This window comes from Dyella choica, from assembly GCF_003977665.1.
Classification (GTDB): domain Bacteria; phylum Pseudomonadota; class Gammaproteobacteria; order Xanthomonadales; family Rhodanobacteraceae; genus Dyella_B; species Dyella_B choica.
In genome coordinates this window covers 15439-35072 of sequence record NZ_RYYV01000031.1, presented here as the reverse complement: position 1 = coordinate 35072, position 19634 = coordinate 15439, and the positions used below count along the sequence as shown (strand labels likewise).

The 19634-nt window shown below is 62.4% G+C and carries 19 protein-coding genes and 1 tRNA gene; 3 read left to right on the top strand and 17 right to left on the bottom strand.

The genetic code is table 11. The features are described from left to right. Positions 1-347: 347 nt before the first annotated feature. Positions 348-1799 (bottom strand): bifunctional 2-methylcitrate dehydratase/aconitate hydratase, encoded by a 1452-nt coding sequence (locus EKH80_RS22210; protein ID WP_126686989.1) that lies wholly within the window; start codon positions 1797-1799, stop codon positions 348-350. Between the two features lie 379 nt (positions 1800-2178). Between EKH80_RS22210 and EKH80_RS22205 the strand changes: the two genes are divergently transcribed. Then, entirely contained in the window at positions 2179-2844 is a 666-nt protein-coding gene (locus EKH80_RS22205) for a YjbE family putative metal transport protein (protein ID WP_126686988.1), read from the top strand. Between the two features lie 17 nt (positions 2845-2861). On the opposite strand, the gene EKH80_RS22200 is transcribed toward EKH80_RS22205, so the two are convergent. The 7 genes from EKH80_RS22200 to prpB form a co-directional block, all read right to left on the bottom strand. After that, positions 2862-4250: an acetate kinase gene (locus EKH80_RS22200; RefSeq protein WP_126686987.1), complete on the bottom strand. Its 1389-nt coding sequence runs from the start codon at positions 4248-4250 to the stop codon at positions 2862-2864. Positions 4251-4278: 28 nt separating this feature from the next. Beyond that, on the bottom strand, positions 4279-5043 hold the full coding sequence (locus tag EKH80_RS22195) for a hypothetical protein (protein ID WP_126686986.1): 765 nt from the start codon (positions 5041-5043) through the stop codon (positions 4279-4281). A gap of 8 nt (positions 5044-5051) precedes the next feature. Next, positions 5052-5741: a C39 family peptidase gene (locus tag EKH80_RS22190; protein ID WP_126686985.1), complete on the bottom strand. Its 690-nt coding sequence runs from the start codon at positions 5739-5741 to the stop codon at positions 5052-5054. Next, positions 5738-6121, bottom strand: a complete 384-nt coding sequence (locus EKH80_RS22185) for a hypothetical protein (RefSeq protein ID WP_126686984.1) — start codon at positions 6119-6121, stop codon at positions 5738-5740. The genes EKH80_RS22190 and EKH80_RS22185 overlap by 4 nt, the downstream gene beginning before the upstream one ends. Positions 6122-6243: 122 nt before the next feature. Further along, positions 6244-7143, bottom strand: coding sequence for a hypothetical protein (locus EKH80_RS22180; protein ID WP_126686983.1), 900 nt, complete (start codon positions 7141-7143; stop codon positions 6244-6246). A 403-nt stretch (positions 7144-7546) separates the two neighbouring features. Then, positions 7547-8698: a bifunctional 2-methylcitrate synthase/citrate synthase gene (gene prpC, locus EKH80_RS22175; RefSeq protein WP_126686982.1), complete on the bottom strand. Its 1152-nt coding sequence runs from the start codon at positions 8696-8698 to the stop codon at positions 7547-7549. A gap of 67 nt (positions 8699-8765) precedes the next feature. Continuing rightward, positions 8766-9653 carry a methylisocitrate lyase gene (gene prpB, locus EKH80_RS22170; protein ID WP_126686981.1) on the bottom strand — a complete coding sequence of 296 codons (888 nt, stop codon included), beginning with the start codon at positions 9651-9653 and terminating at the stop codon, positions 8766-8768. Between the two features lie 255 nt (positions 9654-9908). Here prpB and EKH80_RS22165 point away from each other — a divergent pair, with 255 nt between their 5' ends. Further along, positions 9909-11126, top strand: coding sequence for a citrate synthase family protein (locus EKH80_RS22165; RefSeq protein WP_126686980.1), 1218 nt, complete (start codon positions 9909-9911; stop codon positions 11124-11126). Positions 11127-11310: 184 nt separating this feature from the next. Here the strand turns inward: EKH80_RS22165 and EKH80_RS22160 are convergent, their stop codons facing one another. Continuing rightward, a complete protein-coding gene (locus EKH80_RS22160; protein ID WP_230473882.1) occupies positions 11311-12156 on the bottom strand; it encodes a class I SAM-dependent methyltransferase in 846 nt (281 codons plus the stop codon). A gap of 75 nt (positions 12157-12231) precedes the next feature. On the opposite strand from EKH80_RS22160, the gene EKH80_RS22155 reads away from it, so the two are divergent. After that, positions 12232-12660 (top strand): helix-turn-helix domain-containing protein, encoded by a 429-nt coding sequence (locus EKH80_RS22155; RefSeq protein WP_126686979.1) that lies wholly within the window; start codon positions 12232-12234, stop codon positions 12658-12660. 52 nt (positions 12661-12712) lie between these two features. Here EKH80_RS22155 and EKH80_RS22150 read toward each other — a convergent pair whose 3' ends face one another. The 8 genes from EKH80_RS22150 to EKH80_RS22115 form a co-directional block, all read right to left on the bottom strand. Then, positions 12713-13171 (bottom strand): GNAT family N-acetyltransferase, encoded by a 459-nt coding sequence (locus tag EKH80_RS22150; RefSeq protein WP_126686978.1) that lies wholly within the window; start codon positions 13169-13171, stop codon positions 12713-12715. Between the two features lie 205 nt (positions 13172-13376). Further along, positions 13377-13469: transfer RNA gene (locus EKH80_RS22145), tRNA-Ser, on the bottom strand. A gap of 81 nt (positions 13470-13550) precedes the next feature. Then, positions 13551-13757 (bottom strand): carbon storage regulator CsrA, encoded by a 207-nt coding sequence (gene csrA / locus EKH80_RS22140; protein WP_126686977.1) that lies wholly within the window; start codon positions 13755-13757, stop codon positions 13551-13553. A gap of 268 nt (positions 13758-14025) precedes the next feature. Beyond that, positions 14026-16662 carry an alanine--tRNA ligase gene (alaS, locus tag EKH80_RS22135; RefSeq protein ID WP_126686976.1) on the bottom strand — a complete coding sequence of 879 codons (2637 nt, stop codon included), beginning with the start codon at positions 16660-16662 and terminating at the stop codon, positions 14026-14028. Positions 16663-16731: 69 nt separating this feature from the next. Further along, positions 16732-17229: a regulatory protein RecX gene (locus EKH80_RS22130; protein WP_126686975.1), complete on the bottom strand. Its 498-nt coding sequence runs from the start codon at positions 17227-17229 to the stop codon at positions 16732-16734. A gap of 36 nt (positions 17230-17265) precedes the next feature. Further along, positions 17266-17880, bottom strand: a complete 615-nt coding sequence (locus EKH80_RS22125) for a short chain dehydrogenase (protein WP_126686992.1) — start codon at positions 17878-17880, stop codon at positions 17266-17268. 17 nt (positions 17881-17897) lie between these two features. Beyond that, positions 17898-18932 (bottom strand): recombinase RecA, encoded by a 1035-nt coding sequence (gene recA / locus EKH80_RS22120; protein ID WP_126686974.1) that lies wholly within the window; start codon positions 18930-18932, stop codon positions 17898-17900. A 127-nt stretch (positions 18933-19059) separates the two neighbouring features. Continuing rightward, positions 19060-19569, bottom strand: a complete 510-nt coding sequence (locus EKH80_RS22115; RefSeq protein WP_126686973.1) for a CinA family protein — start codon at positions 19567-19569, stop codon at positions 19060-19062. Positions 19570-19634 lie beyond the last annotated feature (65 nt).

The window sequence follows — 19634 nt, the reverse complement described above, 5'->3', positions numbered from 1 at the left end:
GCCGCCGTGTTGTCCTGCGCGTGAACGGCACCTACGCCGCCCAGGGCAAGAGCGATCAAAAAATACAGGCCCTTACGTTTCATCAGGTGTCTCCTCTTCTTAATGAGTAGGGCATTCGTCCACCAGGGCGAATCGCTTCGTCACGCAACCCGGTTGCGGCAAACGATTCTTGAACTGACTGACGCCCTGCGCGTGCCAGTTTAACAACTTTTAAACGAATTGCAAAACGACTACCTAACAGGCTGTCATCCAACAGCCTGCCTGCCTTGGCGTTACGCCTGCCCCGGTCCGGCCCTGGCCGAACCGGGTTCTTGCCCCATGTTTAAGATTTTCTGCTCAGCGCGTCATCACAGCGTGAAGAGGCCGAGGAAGGCCTGGATCGGCATGGCATCCAGCTTGGCCGGGTCGGCCGTGGCTTCCAGGATGGCCTTGACCCTGTGCGACGGCAGATGGCCGCGCATCGCCGCCTCGAACTTCTTCAGCAGCACCGGAATGCCTTCGGCGCGGCGCTTGCGATGGCCGATCGGGTAGTCGATGGACACCTTCCCGGTGCTGGTGCCGTCCTTGAAGAACACCTGCACGGCATTGCCGATGTAGCGCTTCTCGGGATCGAAGTAGTCCTTGGTGAACTGCGGGTTCTCGCTCACCACCATCTTCTCGCGCAATGCATCGATGCGCGAGTCGGCGGCGACATCGTCGTTGTAGTCGTCGGCGGTAAGGCGGCCGAAGATCAACGGCACTGCCACCATGTACTGGATGCAGTGATCGCGGTCGGCATAGTTGGCCAGCGGGCCGGTCTTGTCGATGATGCGGCAGCCGGCTTCCTGGGTCTCGATCACTACCTTCTCGATCTGGTCGAGCTTGCCGGCGACCTCAGCATGCAGCTGCATGGCGCATTCCACTGCGGTCTGCGCATGGAACTCGGCCGGGAAGCTGATCTTGAACAGCACGTTCTCCATCACATAGCTGCCGAACGGGCGCTCGAATTCGAACGGCTTGCCCTTGAACGCGACGTCGTAATAGCCCCAAGTTTTGGCCGTGAGCGCGGACGGATAATCCACCACGCCGCGGTACACCGCATTGATGGCGTGCGTCACCGCGCGGCGACAGGCATCACCGGCCGCCCAGCTCTTGCGCGGCCCGGCGTTCGGTGCATGGCGATAGGTGCGCAAGGCACCGTTGTCGATCCAGCTGTGCGACACCGCAGTGATGATTTGCTCCCTGCTGCCGCCCAGCATGGCCGTGGCGACCGCAGTGGAGGCCAGACGCACCAGGATGACGTGATCCTGGCCGACGCGATTGAAGCTGTTGAGCAGCGCATAGCAGCCCTGGATTTCGTGCGCCTTGATCGCGTAGCTCAGCACGTCGCGCACGGACAGCGCCTTGCCGCCTTCGCGCTCGGCCTTGCGGCCCAGGTAATCGGCCACGGCGAGGATCGCACCCAGGTTGTCGGAAGGATGGCCCCACTCCGCCGCCAGCCACGTATCGTTGAAGTCCAGCCAGCGAATCTGCGTGCCGATGGCGAAAGCGGCCTGTACCGGATCCAGCTCGTGGCTGGTGCCCGGCACGCGCGCGCCGCCCGGCAGCGTGGCGCCCGGCACCACCGGCCCCAGGTGCTTCACGCACTCCGGAAACTTCATCGCCATCATCGCCGTGGCCAGCGAGTCCAGCAGCATGTAGCGCGCGGTGTCGTACGCCTCGGTGGAGTCGATCCGGTAGTCGGCCATGTAGTTGGCAATGTCGACCATCGGCTGATCGGGATCAGGACGCTTGGCGGAACGGATATCGTGCGCGCTCATGAGGATCTCGCGGTAAGGGAAAAGCGGAATTGTAACGGGGAACGAGGAACGCCGGGTTGGCAGGGGCGGCGGATGGCTTCGCCCCGATGGCCCGTCCGGACCCAAGAATGATGCGGAAACACGGGGCCGCACGCCGTTCCCCCGTTCCCGGCTTCGCTTGACCCGCCGCCCCCTCCCGCCGAGAATCCCTCGAACCACCCCAAAGGGGAGTAGTTCCGGATGCGGCACGCCGCATCCGCGCGGCGATCGTCATCACGAGCGAAATATCGCTCCGGGCGCCGCGACGGCCCTCGGCTGAGAACGAGACTTTTGCGGTGATGGCGGGACCGGCGTGCGTCCCGCTGTCATCGCTTGAGTCTCGCGCGCCAAGGGTCCCTGCATGACGCTCCCTCATCTGCTTTCCGATCTGCTCACCATCATCCTGCTGGACCTGGTGCTGGCTGGCGACAACGCGATCGTGATCGCCCTCGCCGCGCGCAAGCTGCCTCGCACCCTGCAAAAGCGCGCTGTGATCTGGGGCACGCTCGGCGCCATCGGCGTGCGCATCGTGCTCACCGTCATGGTGGTGTATCTGTTGGGACTGCCAGGGCTGATGCTGGCCGGCGGCCTGTTGTTGTTGCCGATCGCCTGGAAACTGCTCAAGCCCGGCAGTGACGGGCACGGTCATGGGGTGGCCCCCGCGGCCGGTTTCTGGCCAGCCTTGCGAACCATCGTGGCGGCCGATGTGCTGATGGGCCTGGACAACGTGCTAGCGATCGCCGGCGCGGCGAAGGGACACATGGGCCTGGTGGTGATCGGGCTTTTGATCAGCATTCCGCTGGTGGCATGGGGCTCCACCCTGATCCTCAGGCTGATCGAAAGCCTGCCCATCATCATCTATGCTGGCGCCGCGGCGATCGCCTGGACGGCGGGCCGCATGATCAGCCATGAACCGCTATGGCGCGCATGGATCGACACGCATGGCTGGGTGAAGCATGCGCTGGAAATAGGCTTGACGCTGATCATCTGCATCGGCGGCTATCTGCGCAACCGCCGCCCAGCTTGAGACCTCTTTAGCGTCGGTCAGAACGTCATCGGTACCCGCACAATCACCGTTGCATCCGGTGTATCGCGCGTCACGCCCACGCCCAGCGTGACGTTCAACGTGCGCTTGTCGCTGAAGCGATACGAACCGCCAATCAGCAGCGAGCCCAGCCAGACCTTGGTCGAGCCCGGCAGCTTGCGGCCGGATTCGGAGGTGGTGCCGATGAAGGTCTGGTCATAGCCGATGCTGAGCGAGGCCTTGTCGTTCAAGGCCATGCCCATGCCGACACTGATGTCCGCCTCGTTGCCCATCTTCACGTTGCCAAGGAACTGCCGGCCGCCGAGCAGGATATGCTCGTATACGTTATGGCGTTCGACGTTGTAGAGATAGCTGAAGTTGCCGAAGAACACGACCGGGTCGGACGGAAACAGCCAGGTCAGGCCCGGCTGCAGCGAGTAGAATCCGGAGCCGGTTGGCTGCCGGATCGGCAAACCCGTGCCAGTGAGATTTTGCACGCAGCGCGTTACGCAATCGGTCGTTACCTCGAACGGGTCCTTGCCGGTACGCGACTTGAAGCGGAACCAGCCGATGTAATACGGCTTGTCCGCACCGCCATCGTTGAGCTGGTAACGCAGCGTCGCTTCGATGTCGCCCAGCCCCTTGCCGCTGGAACCGAATACGTTGTCCTCGGCCGAACCGGTGAGCACCTCACGACTCACTGTATCTGTATGCGTGTCCACATAAGGAACGCGCACTTCCAGTTCCATGCGATTGGTGATGCCGTAGCGTCCGGTAAGAATGGCCGTCTGCGTCGTGCTGCGCACCTGCCGCACATCGATCAGCCCGATCAGGATCGCAGGAATGATGGTATAGCCGACCAGCGCCACGCGATTGGCGGTCGAATAGCCGAACTGGTAGGTTGGCTCAAGCACCACCTTGCCTTTCGGTGTCAGCACGCCTGGTTGCTGGAAGATCGGCGCCACCTCGGGGGGACGTGAGTTTTCCGCGGGGGCCTGTCCCACCGGCGCGCCCGGCGTCGTAGCTCCCTGCTGCGCCACCTGCACATCGGTAGAGGTCTCCGAAGATGGCATTGGCAATGCCGTGGCAGTTCCACCGCCGGCGGCGATATTGCCGCCGCGCTGGCGATCCAGCACGTCCATGCCCACAGCATGACGCAACGCCCGGTAGTCGGCTTCCTGCTGTGCAAGCTGACGTTGCAGGGCCTCGATCTGGCCACGCATCACCTCGATCCGCTCGCTCTGCTCCGCCAGGCGCTGGCGGATGACCGGCGACGAGCCGTCATCCGTTGCGGCATGCGAAGCATCCTGCGCGGTGACCGCGCCGCTGAAGGCCATGAAGCCGGCGCAACCGGCGGCGTAAAGCCAGGGTCTGGTTGCGTGATGGGTGTTGCGGTCCGTCTTCTTCATGTTGTTCCCCCGGCCAGACGCGTCCGCGTCAATGCGACATGGCCTGTAGTTGCTGCGCGGATTGCAGGCTCTGCTGCAACCCCTGATTGCGAAGCGCGTTGAGTGCATTGACCGCAACGTTGAGGGTGGTGAGGCTGCGGATGACCTGGTTGTCCACGGTGTTCTGGATCACTGTCGCCGCGCTGGCCTGGCCGACGGACGCAGGAATGACGGTGCTGTTGACGAGCGGACTGGCCGGCGCGCCCTGGGTGGTAGCGGCAGGAATGACGGTACTGCTGATGGGCGGACTGGCCGGCGTGCTCAGGGTGACGGCGGCAGGCATTGCCTGAATCGCTGCGGTCGTAACGGCAGGACTGGCTTGCGTCGCGGCAGTCGTGCCGGCATGGCCGGCTGCAAGGCCTGAAGCGCTTTGTGGCGCAGCCGTGGCGCTGACCTGCGAAGCGGATGTCGGATCGAAAGTATTGCCGGGACCGACCTGCACGTCGATGGTGCCGAGGGCCGTCGCCAGCGCCAGCGCCTGTTGAGTGGTGATGTGCGCGATATCCGGTACCGATACGTTGATGTAGGTGACCAGATTGCCGTCGACATAGACCGCGCGCTGGATGCCAAACGACACCTCCAGGCCTTCACCTATATCAAAGCCACCACGCACGGCGGCCAGCTGTTGTGTGGAAACCGGCATGCCGAAATCCGCCACCTGCCGGACTGAACGATCCTGCGCATGTACCAAGGCAGCGCAGCCGAGCAGGCCGCTCAACAAAGTCATACGCAAACAGCGATGGGAATTAGCCATGGGACACCTCATAGGTCGCCTGGGCCGTATTTGTGCAGGGTGATCCCATCCAGTCCGCGCCGGTCGACGCCCAACCCCAGAGGGGCGATCGGAGCGTTGCGCCAATCGCTGTCGGCATTGAAATGCGCCAGCTCACGCCGGTTGTGGATCACGAACACCAACCCGTTTTTCCATAATTGATCAAAGCGGTCCTGGGGGATGGCGCGCGTGCCGCGCGCAGGATCGCCAAGCAGCACACGCCCATAGCGCACGCCCTTGACCACCACGAAATGGTGATAGCCACGATCCTCGATCAGTACGATCGCCGGCAGCCTCGCCTGCTGAAGCTGTTCGAGCTTGGCATGGAAACCGTCGGCTTCGAAGCCGAGGCTTTCCAAATACAACTTGATATCCAGCAGCGAGAAACCTTCCTTGTTGATCTTCTTGCGATCGCCGTGCGCGTACATCTGCTCGAACACGGCCTGCTCGTTGACCGGATAGTTGTACTGGTAGGTCAGCAGCGTCGCCACGGCGGCCGAGCCACAGCTGAAATCGTATTTCTGGTGGATCGTGTTGTGGTACTTCACCTCCTTCAGGGAGGTGATATGCAGCCGATAGGTTTGCCCTGCGTTGTCGTTGAGCGACATGGTTCCTGCGCGCAGTGTCGGCGCGGCGGCAAGCGCTAGCAGCACGGCAAATGCAGGCAGCGCCCGATTCATGGCTTCAGCTGCACATTGACGATCACGGCATTCTGGATCAGCACATTGTTGCCGGTGTTCTGAACCACCGAAGGCAGGCCCGCCGCGCCCGAGAAGGCACCGCCGCCGATCGAATTCGTGCCGGTGCTCACTTGCGAAGCGGTATCACCGGTCACCGTTCCGGTGAGGGTCTGATTGTTCTGCACCAGGCTGTTGCCGCCGCTGTAGCGCTGCAATGTCCCGGCGTTTACCGCCGGACCGAAGCCATCGACCATCGGCGGTTGGGTTGCCGGTGGGCTGCTTACGACTTGTGAAACCACATGTCCCGGTGGATTTGCCGCAAGCACCGCACCGGTCATGCACAACAGGGCCAGCCCTACTACGGGTTTTGAACGAGCCATGGCACCTACTCCGATTGTGTTTGCGTATCGCATGCAACCATGCGCCGGCTGTATCGCTCTGCCGGCCGGCTCATACGACATGACGGAGCGAAGCGTGCCCCGTCATGTCGATCAATCACTCCTCAATGGCCCACATTCAGATTGGCCTGGACCGTCACCCCCTGCTGCACCAGCGCCGCTGCGCCACTGTTCTGCGCAATGGTCGTGATACCCGCTGCTGCTGCCGCGGTGCTGGTCATGTTGTTGGACATGTCGAAAGTGCCGGAGCTTGCCCAGGCATTTCCGCCATTGCCGCCTGCCGCGCCACTGCCGCCTGCCGCGCCGTTGCCGCCGGCATTGGCGACGCTTCCGCTGCTACCACCGGACGAAGTTGTGGAGCCCGAGGTGGACGTTGCAGCACCCGACATGCCGGAACCACCGCTTGCGCTACCGCCGGCTCCGCCCGTTGCGGTCGCAACGCCATCGTCATTGCCCGTACTGGCCGTGGCGCCGCCACCAGAACTCGCCGCACTACCGCCTACAGCAGCGCTGAGCGCTCCGGCATTACCGCTGCTTGCGCTGGATCCGCCACCGCTGCCGCTATGGGCATGGGCATCACCGCCATTGCCGCCGCCACCGCCGCCGCCGCCAGCACCAGCATTGGTATTGCCGCTGTTGGTGGCGACATTGCCGATGCCAGACACGGAGACCGAAGAAACGGCACCGTTCAACGTGGTATCGGCCACCGCCGTGCTGGTGTTGAAGGCATTGCTGACCATCGAAGTGGCAGTACCGCCATTGTTGGCCGCCGCAGTACCCAGGCCGTTGCTGTTAACATCACCACTGTTGTAGCTATCAGCACCGCTGGAAGTGCTATTGGTGGTGGTATTGGTCGTGGTGTTTGTCGTGGTGTTGGTACTGCTGTTGTTACCCTGATTGGAGTTGTTGTTATAGGAGTCGTGGGGGTGGTTGTTCTGCGCCATGGCCGGGAGGGCAAGTCCCAAGCCGAGCGTCAATGCTGTAAAAAGTAGAGTCTTGCGCATAGGTATTCCTCCCGAAACGGATGCAGTGGCCCCCTGTTTTTTTTCGCTGTGACAGCATTTAGGTATGGCAATCCGCATGCCATGCGCGGAGGCTCGCCGCAAGACCGCTCGGCGCTATAAAAATCAATAGATTGCGCAGGCTTCGTCGCGACGGGTGGAATGGCGCAGCGCTTGCTAGGTGCAACACGCGTGACTCAAGCACAACACACACGACTTGCGGGTTAGCGCGCCGCACTTGGACATACATCGCAGAAACAATACGTTGCCGCGCCTGCACGCACCTATGACAGGTGTATCGTCCACGCAACAGTTTGATGCCGTGTATGCGGCTTTTTTTGCACTAGCCGGTAGCGAGCAACAAAAAAAGGGGCGCGAAGCCCCTTTTTTTTAACAGCGCCCGCGATCAGCGTTTTTCTATCGGGGTATAGGTGCGATCTTCAGGGCCAATGTAATTGGCGCTGGGGCGAATGATCTTGCCGTCCTCGCGCTGCTCGATCACGTGGGCGCTCCAGCCGGAAGTGCGTGAAATCACGAACAGCGGCGTGAACATCGCCGTGGGCACGCCCATCATGTGGTAAGCGCTGGCCGAGTACCAGTCGAGGTTCGGGAACATCTTCTTCAGCTCCCACATCAATTTCTCGATGCGCTCGGATACCTCGAACAAGACCGGATTGCCGCCTTCCATGCAGAGCTTGCGTGAAATCTCCTTGATGATTTCGTTACGCGGGTCGGACACGGTGTAAACCGGGTGACCGAAGCCGATGATGATTTCCTTGCGCTCCACGCGCGCACGGATGTCGGCTTCCGCATCGGCGGCATTGCGATACCGCGCAATGATGTCCATGGCCACTTCATTCGCGCCGCCGTGCTTGGGGCCGCGCAACGCGCCGATGGCGCCGGTGATGGCCGAGTACATGTCCGAACCGGTGCCGGCGATCACGCGGGCGGTAAAGGTCGACGCATTGAATTCATGCTCGGCATACAGCACCAGCGAGCGATCCAACGCCTGGGCGTGCAGTTCGCTCGGCTTCCTGCCATGCAGCAGGTGCAGGAAGTGCGCCGCGATCGTTTCGTCCTCGGTCTCCGTCTCGATGCGCTTGCCGTTGTGGCTGAAGTGGTACCAGTACAGAAGCATGGAGCCGAAGCTCGCCATCAGGCGGTCGGCGATATCGCGTGCGCCGGTGATGTTGTGGTCTTCTTTTTCCGGCAGCACGGTGCCCAGCACCGAGCAGCCGGTGCGCATCACATCCATCGGATGGGTGGCCGCGGGCAACAGCTCCAGCGCGCTCCTCACCGGCGCCGGCAAGCCGCGCAGGCGTTTCAGCTTGGCCCTGTAGGCATTCAACTCGGCCCAGTTCGGCAGCACGCCGTGCACCAGCAGATAGGCCACTTCTTCGAAGCAGCCCTTGGCCGCCAGGTCGTGGATGTCATAGCCGCGGTAGTGCAGATCGTTGCCGCTACGGCCGACCGTGCACAGTGCGGTGTTGCCCGCCGCCACGCCGGACAGTGCGACGGATTTCTTCGGCTTGGGGGCGGTTGCGGATGGCTCGCTCATTGGTAATGCTCCAGGCTGCAAAACATCGATCGCGGCCGTCGGGGAAACAGCCGCAGGGAACGAAAGGTCATTTCTTTCCGGCAAACAGCGCGTCGAGCTTGCGCTCGAAATCGTGGTAGCCGATGCGCTCGTACAGTTCTTCGCGCGTTTGCATCATGTCGATCACATTGCGCTGATGACCGTCACGGCGAATGGCCTGATAGACCGTTTCGGCCGCCTTGTTCATGGCACGGAACGCCGACAGCGGATACAGGACGATACCCACGCCTGCGCTGCCTAGCTCCTCGACACTGAACAACGGCGTGCTACCGAACTCAGTGATGTTGGCGAGCACCGGCACGTTCACCGCGTCGGCGAAGCGGCGATAGGTCGGAAGATCATAGGCAGCCTCGGCAAAAATGCCGTCAGCGCCAGCTTCGACGCAGGCCAATGCCCGCTCGATGGCTGCATCGACGCCTTCCACTGCAATGGCGTCGGTGCGGGCGATCAGAAAGAACTGCGAGTCGGTCTTGGCGTCGGCCGCCGCTTTCACGCGATCGGCCATTTCACCGGCCGGCACGATTTCCTTGCCGGGACGGTGACCGCAGCGCTTGGCGCCTACCTGGTCCTCGATGTGGCAAGCCGCCGCGCCGAACTTGATCAGGCTTTTCACCGTGCGCGCGATATTGAAGGCGCTGGGCCCGAAGCCGGTATCGATGTCCACCATCAACGGCAGGTCGCAGACGTCGGTGATGCGGCGCACATCGGTAAGCACGTCATCCAGCGTATTGATGCCCAAGTCCGGCATGCCCAGCGAGCCGGCAGCCACGCCGCCGCCCGAAAGATAGATCGCGCGATAACCGGCCCGCTTGGCCAGCAAGGCATGATTGGCATTGATGGCGCCGATCACCTGCAGAGGCTTTTCGGCGGCGAGCGCGGCGCGGAAGCGGCTGCCGGCAGAATCGAGCTGAGTCATTGCGGGTCTCCGAAACGGGAAATTGTAAGCGATGTACCAGAGCGGCCATGTCGCGGCGCAGTAAGCATCTGCGTGCGATGCGTTGCGCTGTTCGTCATCGGGCAGGCCGGCGACATGTGGCTGCCGCTGCCTTGCAAAGACCTTGGCGATCGATCCGGGGGAGTCATGGAAGCACACTGACGAACGCGATGGACGCCACTGTGTCACGATGAAATACATTGATCAATCTTGATTAAAAAGATCAATATATTACCCATGCGCACCGATTACCTTTCCGCCCAGGACGCCGCCGCCCGGCTCGGCGTAAGCCTTGCCACGCTGTATGCCTATGTCAGCCGCGGCCGCATCGATTCGCGCCCCGGTCCGGATGGCCGTACCCGGGAATACAGCGCCGGCGATGTCGAACAACTCATCGAGCGCAAGCAAGCCGGACGTGGGGCCGCGCAAGGCGCCGCGCACAGCCTGGCCTGGGGGCTGCCGGTGCTGGAAACGCGCATTTCGCTGATTCGCCCGCACGGGCATTACTACCGTGGCGAGTCCGCGATCGCCTTGGCAAAAAGCGGTGCAACGCTGGAGGAAACAGCGCGACTGTTGTGGGATTGTGGCAGTCACGACCCGTTTGCCGCTGAACTCTCCCATCCATGGCCGGCAGCGATTGCACTCCTGCTCCATCAAGCCGAAGTGCCGCCGTTGGAACGAACGGTCGCTGCATTGCCGCTGCTCGCGCTCAATGCCGCGCACGCGCACAGCATCGATCCCTTTCATCGCCGTCATGATGCGGCACTGCTGCTGCGTGAAACGGCAGCATTGCTGTGCGCCACCCAGCCCAGTGCGCAACCCATCCACCACGTCATGGCTGCCAGCTGGCGCAAGGACGAAATGGGCTTGTCCCAGCTGGTGCGCTGTGCACTTGTGTTGTGTGCGGATCACGAGCTGAACGCATCCTCGTTTGCCACGCGTGTCGCCGCATCCACCGGCGCCAGCCTGCATGCAGCCGTATGTGCAGGCCTGGCGACCCTGTCAGGACCGCATCATGGCGGCGCAGCCGCACGGGCTCATGCGTTCATCCAGGAGATGCTGCGCGAGCGCAAACCTGTCGACCGCCTGCGCGAGCGACTACGCCGGGGCGAAGCCTTGCCCGGCTTCGGACACCCGCTTTACCCCGAAGGTGACCCGCGCGCCGCAGTATTGCTGGAGGCATTGCAAGCCACGCGGCCGCGCCCTGCCAAGCTATCCGCCATCGAACGGTTGATCGAAGCCGTACAGGCGCAGTGCGGCCGGCGCCCCAATCTGGATTTTGCATTGGCAAGCATTGCTTCGGCGTATGAACTGGGCGCCGACGTCGCCTTGGCCATCTTCGCTGCAGGCCGTATGGCCGGTTGGCTAGCGCATTCGCTGGAGCAGCAGGAAAGCGGAAGCCTGATCCGGCCGCGCGCCAGTTACGTGGGACGCGCGCCGCAGCGCGAAGAATGAGCGTAACGATTCGCCGTTGGAACACATAAGGACGGTCTGAAAAAATCCGTCACGGACTTCCGCACTTTAGTCCGGTAGATGCCCGGACTTAAGCTAGGCCAGATCAGGCGCTTGCGTGTCTGATCTGCGGCAGGCCTTCTCTGGCTCACGGAAACACTGAACTTATTCAGAGTTTCCATAGAGCTCAAGGTGCAGTGGCGCTGACCATCCAGCAGGCCGCGGTGTAGCGGACCTCTGCCCCCTGTACATAGGAATTGAAGGCCGCGCGAACCGTCGCAACAACCTGGCTGCGCGTTATTTCATCCGCCTCCTGCAACACCAGGCCGACGGGACCTAGACGAGTGAAGTAGCCGACCAGCGCTTGCTCCGGCAGGCTGCATTCGACGTCGATCGGTTGGATGTAGACATCCATCCAACCGCTTTGCTGCAGGATGGCCGCCATACGTTGCCTGTCGGCGAAGGAAAACTGTCCCGGCGCATCCGCCCGCCGTGGCGGAAGCCTCGGTAGCAAAGGGGCCGCGGCGCGCTCGGCCGTGGTCATGAACGGATTTTCCGCTGCGCTTCGCCAAGCGATGAATCGCAGCTGCGCGCCCTGACTTGCCGCACTGCGCAGATTGGCGAACGCATTGACCGGCTGGTCGAAAAACATCACGCCAAAGCGCGAAATGATCAGATCGAAGCTTGCCGGCTCGAAGGGGTGACGCTGCGCGTCTGCGCACAGGAAACTCGCAAAAGTGCCTTCGAGTTTGGCGCGTGCTCGTGCTACCTCGAGCATAGGCGCTGATATGTCGACGCCCATGCAATACCCCTGCGCGCCGAGCCGGCGCGCCACCGCCAGGGTTGTGCTGCCGGTACCGCAGCCGACATCGAGCACCCGTTGCCCGAATTTGGCACGAACCATCCTGACGAGCCGTTCCTCGAACGGTTGAAACATGTCATCCAGCAGGGCCTGTGCTTCGATCCAGGAGCGTCCATGCCGGCCATTCCAAAGCGTTGCCTGATCGTTATCAAGGGACGGAGTCGTGCTCACGGGTGTGTATCCAGATTGGCAGGTGCGAAACGGGAGCTAAACTTTGCCACTTCAAGTTCACTTGAGGTCAAGCGGATGAAGTACCTGGACATCGCCGAAGTGGCGCAGCGCTCGGGCGTCCCCGCTTCCGCGCTACGCTTCTATGAGGAAAAAGGCTTGATTGCCTCGGTGGGCCGAAACGGTTTGCGCCGACTTTTCGATGCCGAAGTACTCGATCGGCTGGCCCTGATCGCACTGGGACGAGCGGCAGGTTTTTCCCTCGATGAGGTGGCCCGAGTGTTCACCCCGCGAGGACGACCGCATATCGATCGGCAAATGCTTGCGGACAAGGCCACGGAACTGGACAACACCATCCGCAGACTCAGTGCCATGCGCGACGGGCTACGCCATGCCGCCGCCTGTTCGGCATCAAGCCATCTGGAATGTCCCACCTTCCGCCGTTTGCTGGGCGCTGCCGCCAGCGGCGCTATCGGCAAGCGCGCCAAGAAAACTCCAGCGCGTTGATCCACGGCCCGTGTGATTGAAGCATATGCCAGGTGCATGGGCTGCGCAGTACTCATTCGCCGGCAACATCCAGGGCCATCATGCGATAGTCCGAATCCCTGAAGCCGGCTCTCCGGTAGGCATGAATGGCGGATAGATTGTTCTTGTGAACGTAGAGCCTTAACTCCAGCGCATGCTGCTCTCGTGCAGCTTTTTGCACCGCAGACAGCAGATGCTTCATCAGTCCCTGGCCGCGATGGCGTGGTTCGAGATACATGCTCTGGATCCACCAGTAGTAGCCGGCATGCCAGTCGCTCCATTCCCGGACGATTGATACATGGCCGATTACGTCGCTGCCGTGCTCAAGCAGCCAATACATGGCGACGCTCTCATCGAGAAGCGCAGTGAGAATGCCTGCGCGGACTTGCGCATGGTCTTTCCGGACGCCTTCCGCTTCGCCGGCTTCCGCTAACGTAAAAGCCACCAGGCACTGCAGATCAGCAGGTTCGGCCCGCCGTGTCGTATGGCTCACAGTCTTCTCCCGACTTTTGGGGAGCCTGACGCTACCGCGTGACGTACAGGACCGTATAGGTGGATCGAAGCGGCGGGCCAGCCTGCGGCTGTCAAATTTGTTCCAGACAAATTTGCAGACAAATTTGGACAACCGAAAGGGTTCTCACCGGGCTTCTCTCTCCGCCACCCATAAAAAAACGCCCATGCGGGCGTCTTTTTATGGGTGGCGGAGAGAGAGGGATTCGAACCCTCGATAAGGCTTTTGACCCTATACTCCCTTAGCAGGGGAGCCCCTTCGGCCTCTCGGGCATCTCTCCGTATTTTTTCCCCGCGAAGTCACAAAGCACTCACGGGAGCCGGAAAGGATACCGGCCGATGCCCCTCAGGTAAAGGGGGAATCAACGTCCGCCCGACTCGCCAGTCGCGCCGCCGTCGTTCTCGTTTTCACCTTTGATGCGCTGATAGATCTCTTCACGGTGTACAGCCACGTTCTTGGGCGCATTGATGCCAATGCGAACCTGGTTGCCTTTCACGCCGAGAACGGTAACGGTCACCTCGTCGCCGATCATCAGGGTTTCACCGACCCTGCGGGTCAGAATCAACATAGCTGCTACTCCATTTAATGCTTGTGGTTACAGGCCATCTGCATGTTGCTGCCTCACCCCTGAGCACATCACCATACAGTTCTGACGTTAGCGTCCGTCAAAGGCCTTACCGCCTTCCCCGGCTCCAACGCCGAGTTGCTCCGGAAAGCTACTCGGCAGTTACAGCGCCACCCCAATAAGCGACACCGATATCTGACCGATACTAGCCGAGCCCCCGCGTTGGGTGCAATCTATACAAATTCTTGACAGCAGGTCCATACGCAGCGCATCAACTAGCCAATTGCTTGCCGATCCACGCCACTGTACCCGTCAAAATGTCTGGTAATTGTGGTTTGTCCATGCCGCCGCCTTGCGCCATGTCCGGACGGCCACCGCCCTTGCCATCGATTTGACCGGCTATGTGTGCGACGACGTCGCCGGCTTTGACGCGGCCAGCCGCCTTGCCATTCACGCCGGCGACCAGCGAAACACGCCCCTCCGCGGCACCTGCCAGCACCACTACGCAATCGGTGAGCTGCTGCTTCAGCTGGTCGACGCCATCGCGCAACGCCTTCGCATCGAGCCCTTCCAGGCGCGCCGCCACGACCTTGATGCCATCGATCTCATGGGCGGACTGGGCGAGATTGCCGGTCATGCTGCCGGCCGCCTTGGCGCGCAGCGATTCCAGCTCCCGCTCCAGCTTCTTCTGGCGGTCGAGCAACTGGCGAAGCTTCTCGGTGACATCATCGCCAGTGCTGGAAAGCAGCTGCGACAACTCGTTCAGGCGGCGCTCCTCTTCTGCAACATACGCCAGCGCACCGTCGCCGGTAACCGCTTCGATACGGCGTACCCCAGAGGCCACGCCTGCTTCGCTGACAATCTTGAACAGGCCGATGTCACCAGTGCGGCCCACATGGGTTCCGCCGCACAGCTCGGTGGAGAAATCGCCCAGCTTCAGCACCCGCACTTCGTCGCCGTATTTCTCGCCGAACAGCGCCATGGCGCCAAAGGTGATCGCATCGTCGTAAGCCATTTGGCGCACTTCGGCTTCCACATTACGGCGGACTTCGGCGTTCACCAGCGCCTCGATCCTGGCCAGCTCCTCGCGAGCAAGCGGCTTGAAGTGGGAGAAGTCGAAACGCAGCCGGTCGGGCGCCACCAGCGAGCCCTTCTGGGTAACGTGCGTGCCCAGCACCTGACGCAGTGCGGCATGCAGCAAGTGCGTGGCGGAGTGATTGAGCACGGTGGCCTGACGGCGAGTTGCGGCTACGTCCGCATCCATCACGTCACCGGTACGCAGTGGCTGGTTGCCGTGCCAGCAACCTTCGTGGCCGAAAAATACCCCACCCATCTTGATCGTATCGCTGACGTCAAACCGGCCGGTGCCGTTGGACAGCGCGCCGGTATCGCCTACCTGGCCACCGGATTGCGCATAGAACGGCGTCTGATCCAGGATCACGAAGGCTTTTTCGCCTTGCGCAAGCTGCCCGACCTGCTTACCGCCCTGCACGATGCCAACCACCTTGCTGGCACGGCTGGAAAGGGTTTCGTAACCCAGGAAAACCGTGGCGGCAAGCTGGCTGGCCAGATCGGCCGGCATCTGGCCCTTTGCTTCGAAGGCACCGCCTTCGCGGCTGCGCTCCTGCTGTTCCTTCATGGCCTGGTCGAAGCCATCCATGTCCACCGTAAGACCTCGCTCGCGCGCGATGTCGGCAGTGAGGTCGATGGGAAACCCGTAGGTATCGTAAAGACGAAACGCGTCCGCGCCTGAAATCGTTTTCTGGACTTTGGCTGCGACCGCCTCGAACAAGCGCATGCCGTTTTCGAGCGTTTCGCCGAAACGGCGCTCCTCGGTACGCAGGGCGTCCTCGACCAGCGCCTGCTTGGTCGCCAGATCAGGGTAGGCCGCGCCCATTTCCTCGACCAGCGGCTGCACCATCTTCCAGAAGAAATCACCGCGCACGCCGAGCATCCAGCCGTGGCGCAAGGCGCGGCGGATGATCCTGCGCAGCACATAGCCGCGACCTTCGTTGGAAGGCAGCACGCCGTCGACGATCAGGAACGAACAGGCGCGAATGTGATCGGCTATCACGCGCAGCGATTTGTCGGCCAGATCCGGCGTTTGGGTGAGTTCCGACGCCACCCGGATCAGATGCTGGAACAGATCGATCTCGTAGTTGGAGTGCACGTGTTGCAGCACGGCTGCGAGGCGCTCCAGGCCCATGCCGGTATCGACGCAGGGCGCCGGCAGCGGCGACAGCGTTCCGTCCGGTGCACGGTCGAACTGCATGAACACCAGGTTCCAGATCTCGATGTAGCGGTCGCCGTCCTCGTCGGGCGAGCCAGGAGGACCGCCCGCCACCTCGGGGCCATGGTCGTAGAAGATTTCCGAGCACGGACCGCAGGGGCCGGTGTCGGCCATCTGCCAGAAATTGTCGGAAGCGTACGGCGCGCCCTTGTTGTCGCCGATGCGCACGATGCGCTCGGCCGACACGCCGATTTCCTTGGCCCAGATGTCAAAGGCCTCGTTGTCGGTGTGGTAGACGGTGACCCACAGCTTTTCCGACGGCAGTTTGAGGACACCCGTCAGCAGCTCCCAGGCGTAGCGGATCGCGTCGCGCTTGAAGTAATCGCCGAACGACCAGTTGCCCAGCATCTCGAAGAAGGTGTGATGGCGCGCGGTGTAGCCCACCGAATCCAGGTCATTGTGCTTGCCGCCGGCACGCAGGCAGCGCTGCACGTCGGCCACGCGCGCATGGGGCAGCTTCTCGCTGCCTAGAAACACGTTCTTGAACTGCACCATGCCCGAGTTGGTGAACAGCAAGGTCGGGTCGTTGACCGGCACCAGCGAGCTGGAAGGCACGATGGCATGGTCCTTGGCGCGAAAATAGTCGAGAAAAGCGGAACGGATGTCGGCGGTTTTCATTGGGTTCGGGGCAAAGCTGCGAAAAAGGGCGCGAAACGAAGACACCCCTCGCCCGGCCCGTGGTGGGCCTCAGGGGTCTTCGTCAGCGGCATCGTCCACGTCGGCGTGGGTAACATCCCGTACTGTGGCGGCGGGAAAGCCTCGGCGCAAGAGGAATTGAGCACGGCGGGCGCGTTCGGCGGGATCCTTGGTGCCTTGGGCGCCAAAACGGCGACGCAACTGGGCGGCGGCGGATTCAGCCCAGTCAAAGCCAGCCGCCTCCAACAAGCCGCGTATGCGCGCATCCGACAAACCATGGCTTTTCAGCTCGGCGCGCAGACGCATGGGGCCATAGCCTTGGGCAGCCCGGTTGCGGATCAGGCTTTCGGCGAAACGGTCGTCGTCCTGGTAATACTGTTCGCCGAGCCGGTCGAGGGCGTCCCCGGCTTCGTCACGGGCATAGCCGCTGCGGTTCAGTTTCTGCTGCAGTTCCTTACGGGAATGTTCGCGGCGCGCAAGCAAGCCCAACGCCTTGCCATAGGCGCTGGGCTTGGATTTGCCATCGGGATCGTCACTGCGCTTGTTCATGGCGATGCGAGCGATCCCCCGAGGAGGAGAAAGCCGTCAGTACACCTTGTAGACCTGCCCGGTCTGCGCCCCTTCCACGCTGCGGCTGAAGGCCATGGCCGCACGCGCCGCGCTGACCGGCTCGAAGCCACGGAAGAACGGCGCATAGGCCGGCATCGACTCGGTGAGCACGTTGGGACTCACCACATTGATGCGCAAGCCGCGCGGCAGTTCGATCGCCGCGGCACGCACAAAGGCCTCCACCGCGCCGTTGACCAGGCTCGCGGAACTGCCCGCCACGATCGGTTGCTCGGAAAGGATGCCGGTCGTGAGGGTGATCGAGCCGCCATCGCGCAGATGATCGCGGGCCGCCAGGGCCAGGTTCACCTGCCCCATCAACTTGTCGGCGAGGCCCTGCGTATGCAGGGATTCGCCGTACGGCGCTGGCTTGAAGGCCTCCAGAGGGGCAAACGTGACATTGCCCGCTGCGCTGATCACCGCATCCAGCTCGCCCGCCTGCTGCAGGGCGCTCTGGATGCTGGCGACGTCGGTGAGGTCGATACGCAGGCTGCCGGAGCCGCGTCCGGCAGCGATCACTTCGTGGCGAGGCTTGAGTTCCGCCTCGACCGCGCGTCCCAAGGTGCCCGAGGCCCCGACCAACAGAATTCTCAGCCGTCGCTCTGCCATGCTCACGCTTCCTCCACCGCTTGTTCGGAAGCAGCCATGGTACCGCCGCCACCTACCAGCAGGCGTGCGCGCAATTCGCGGTCGATCTCGTTGGCGATGGCCGGGTTGTCGCGCAGGAACTGGCGCACGTTTTCCTTGCCCTGGCCGATGCGGTCACCCTTGTAGCTGTACCAGGCGCCGGACTTATCGATCAGGTTCTGCGCCACGCCCAGCTCGATGATCTCGCCTTCGCGCGAGCTGCCTTCGCCGTAGAGGATTTCGAACTCCGCCTGGCGGAACGGTGGCGCCACTTTGTTCTTTACCACCTTCACGCGCGTTTCTGAGCCGATCACTTCCTCGCCCTTCTTCACCGCGCCGATGCGGCGGATGTCCAGGCGCACGGAGGCGTAGAACTTCAAGGCATTGCCGCCGGTGGTGGTTTCAGGGTTGCCGAACATCACGCCGATCTTCATGCGGATCTGGTTGATGAAGATCACCAGGCAATTGGATTTCTTGATGTTGGCGGTGAGCTTGCGTAGCGCCTGGCTCATCAGGCGGGCATGCAGGCCGACGTGAGAGTCGCCCATTTCACCCTCGATTTCGGCCTTGGGCGTAAGCGCGGCGACGGAGTCGATCACCACCACCTCCACCGCGCCGGAGCGCACCAGCATGTCGGCGATTTCCAGCGCCTGCTCACCGGTATCGGGCTGCGAAACCAGCAGGTCATCGATGTTCACGCCCAGCTTCTGAGCGTAGATGGGATCGAGCGCATGCTCGGCGTCGACGAAAGCAGCCGTGCCGCCGTTCTTTTGGCAGTTGGCTATCACCTGTAGGGTGAGCGTGGTCTTGCCCGAGGATTCCGGACCGTAGATCTCGATCACGCGGCCGCGCGGCAGGCCGCCGACACCCAGTGCGATATCCAGGCCCAGCGAACCGGTGGAGACGGTGTCGATGTTGTCGTCGGTACGATCGCCCAGGCGCATCACCGCGCCCTTGCCGAATTGCTTCTCGATCTGGCCGAGGGCCGAAGCGAGCGCTTTGCGCTTGTTGTCATCCATCGTCTTGATTCCGCTGTTCGAAAGTGGTCGTGGCGAGCATGATGCCGCGTGCTCGTCTCACGGGCTGGGATGCAGGATGGGAAGTATCCCACATCGAGCCCGAGCCAGAACGCTGGTCAACAGCTACTCAGACCGTCAGCATGTGCAGCACGCCTTCGAGGGCCGCCGCTACCGTCTGCCGCCGCACGGCATCGCGATCGCCGCCGAAATGGAACAGTTTGGCGCGCGCATCGCTTCCTTCACGTTGCCAAGCAATCCATACCGTGCCTACCGGTTTCTCAGCCGTGCCTCCGCTAGGCCCGGCAATGCCAGTGACCGCCACCGCGACGCCGGCATGCAGGCGCCGCAATACACCGCAGACCATTTCAAGTGCCGTTGCCTCGCTCACCGCGCCGGCGCGCTCCAGCGTCTCACGTTGCACACCCAGCAGCGCCATCTTGGCCTCGTTGCTATAGCTGACCACGCCGGCTTCGAACCAGGCGGAGCTGCCGGACAGGTCGGTGAGCGCCTTGGCAATCCAGCCACCGCTGCAGGATTCGGCGCAAGCCAGCATCAACTTGTGCTGCTGCATCGCAGTGGCGACGCGCGTAGCCAGCACCGTCAGCGCGGCATCAGCAGGAAAGGACGAAAGCGTCATGGCACCGACCGTGTTTCTGAGGGGAACCCCATTGTTTCCAAGATGATGGCTCGCTTCCAAGTCCC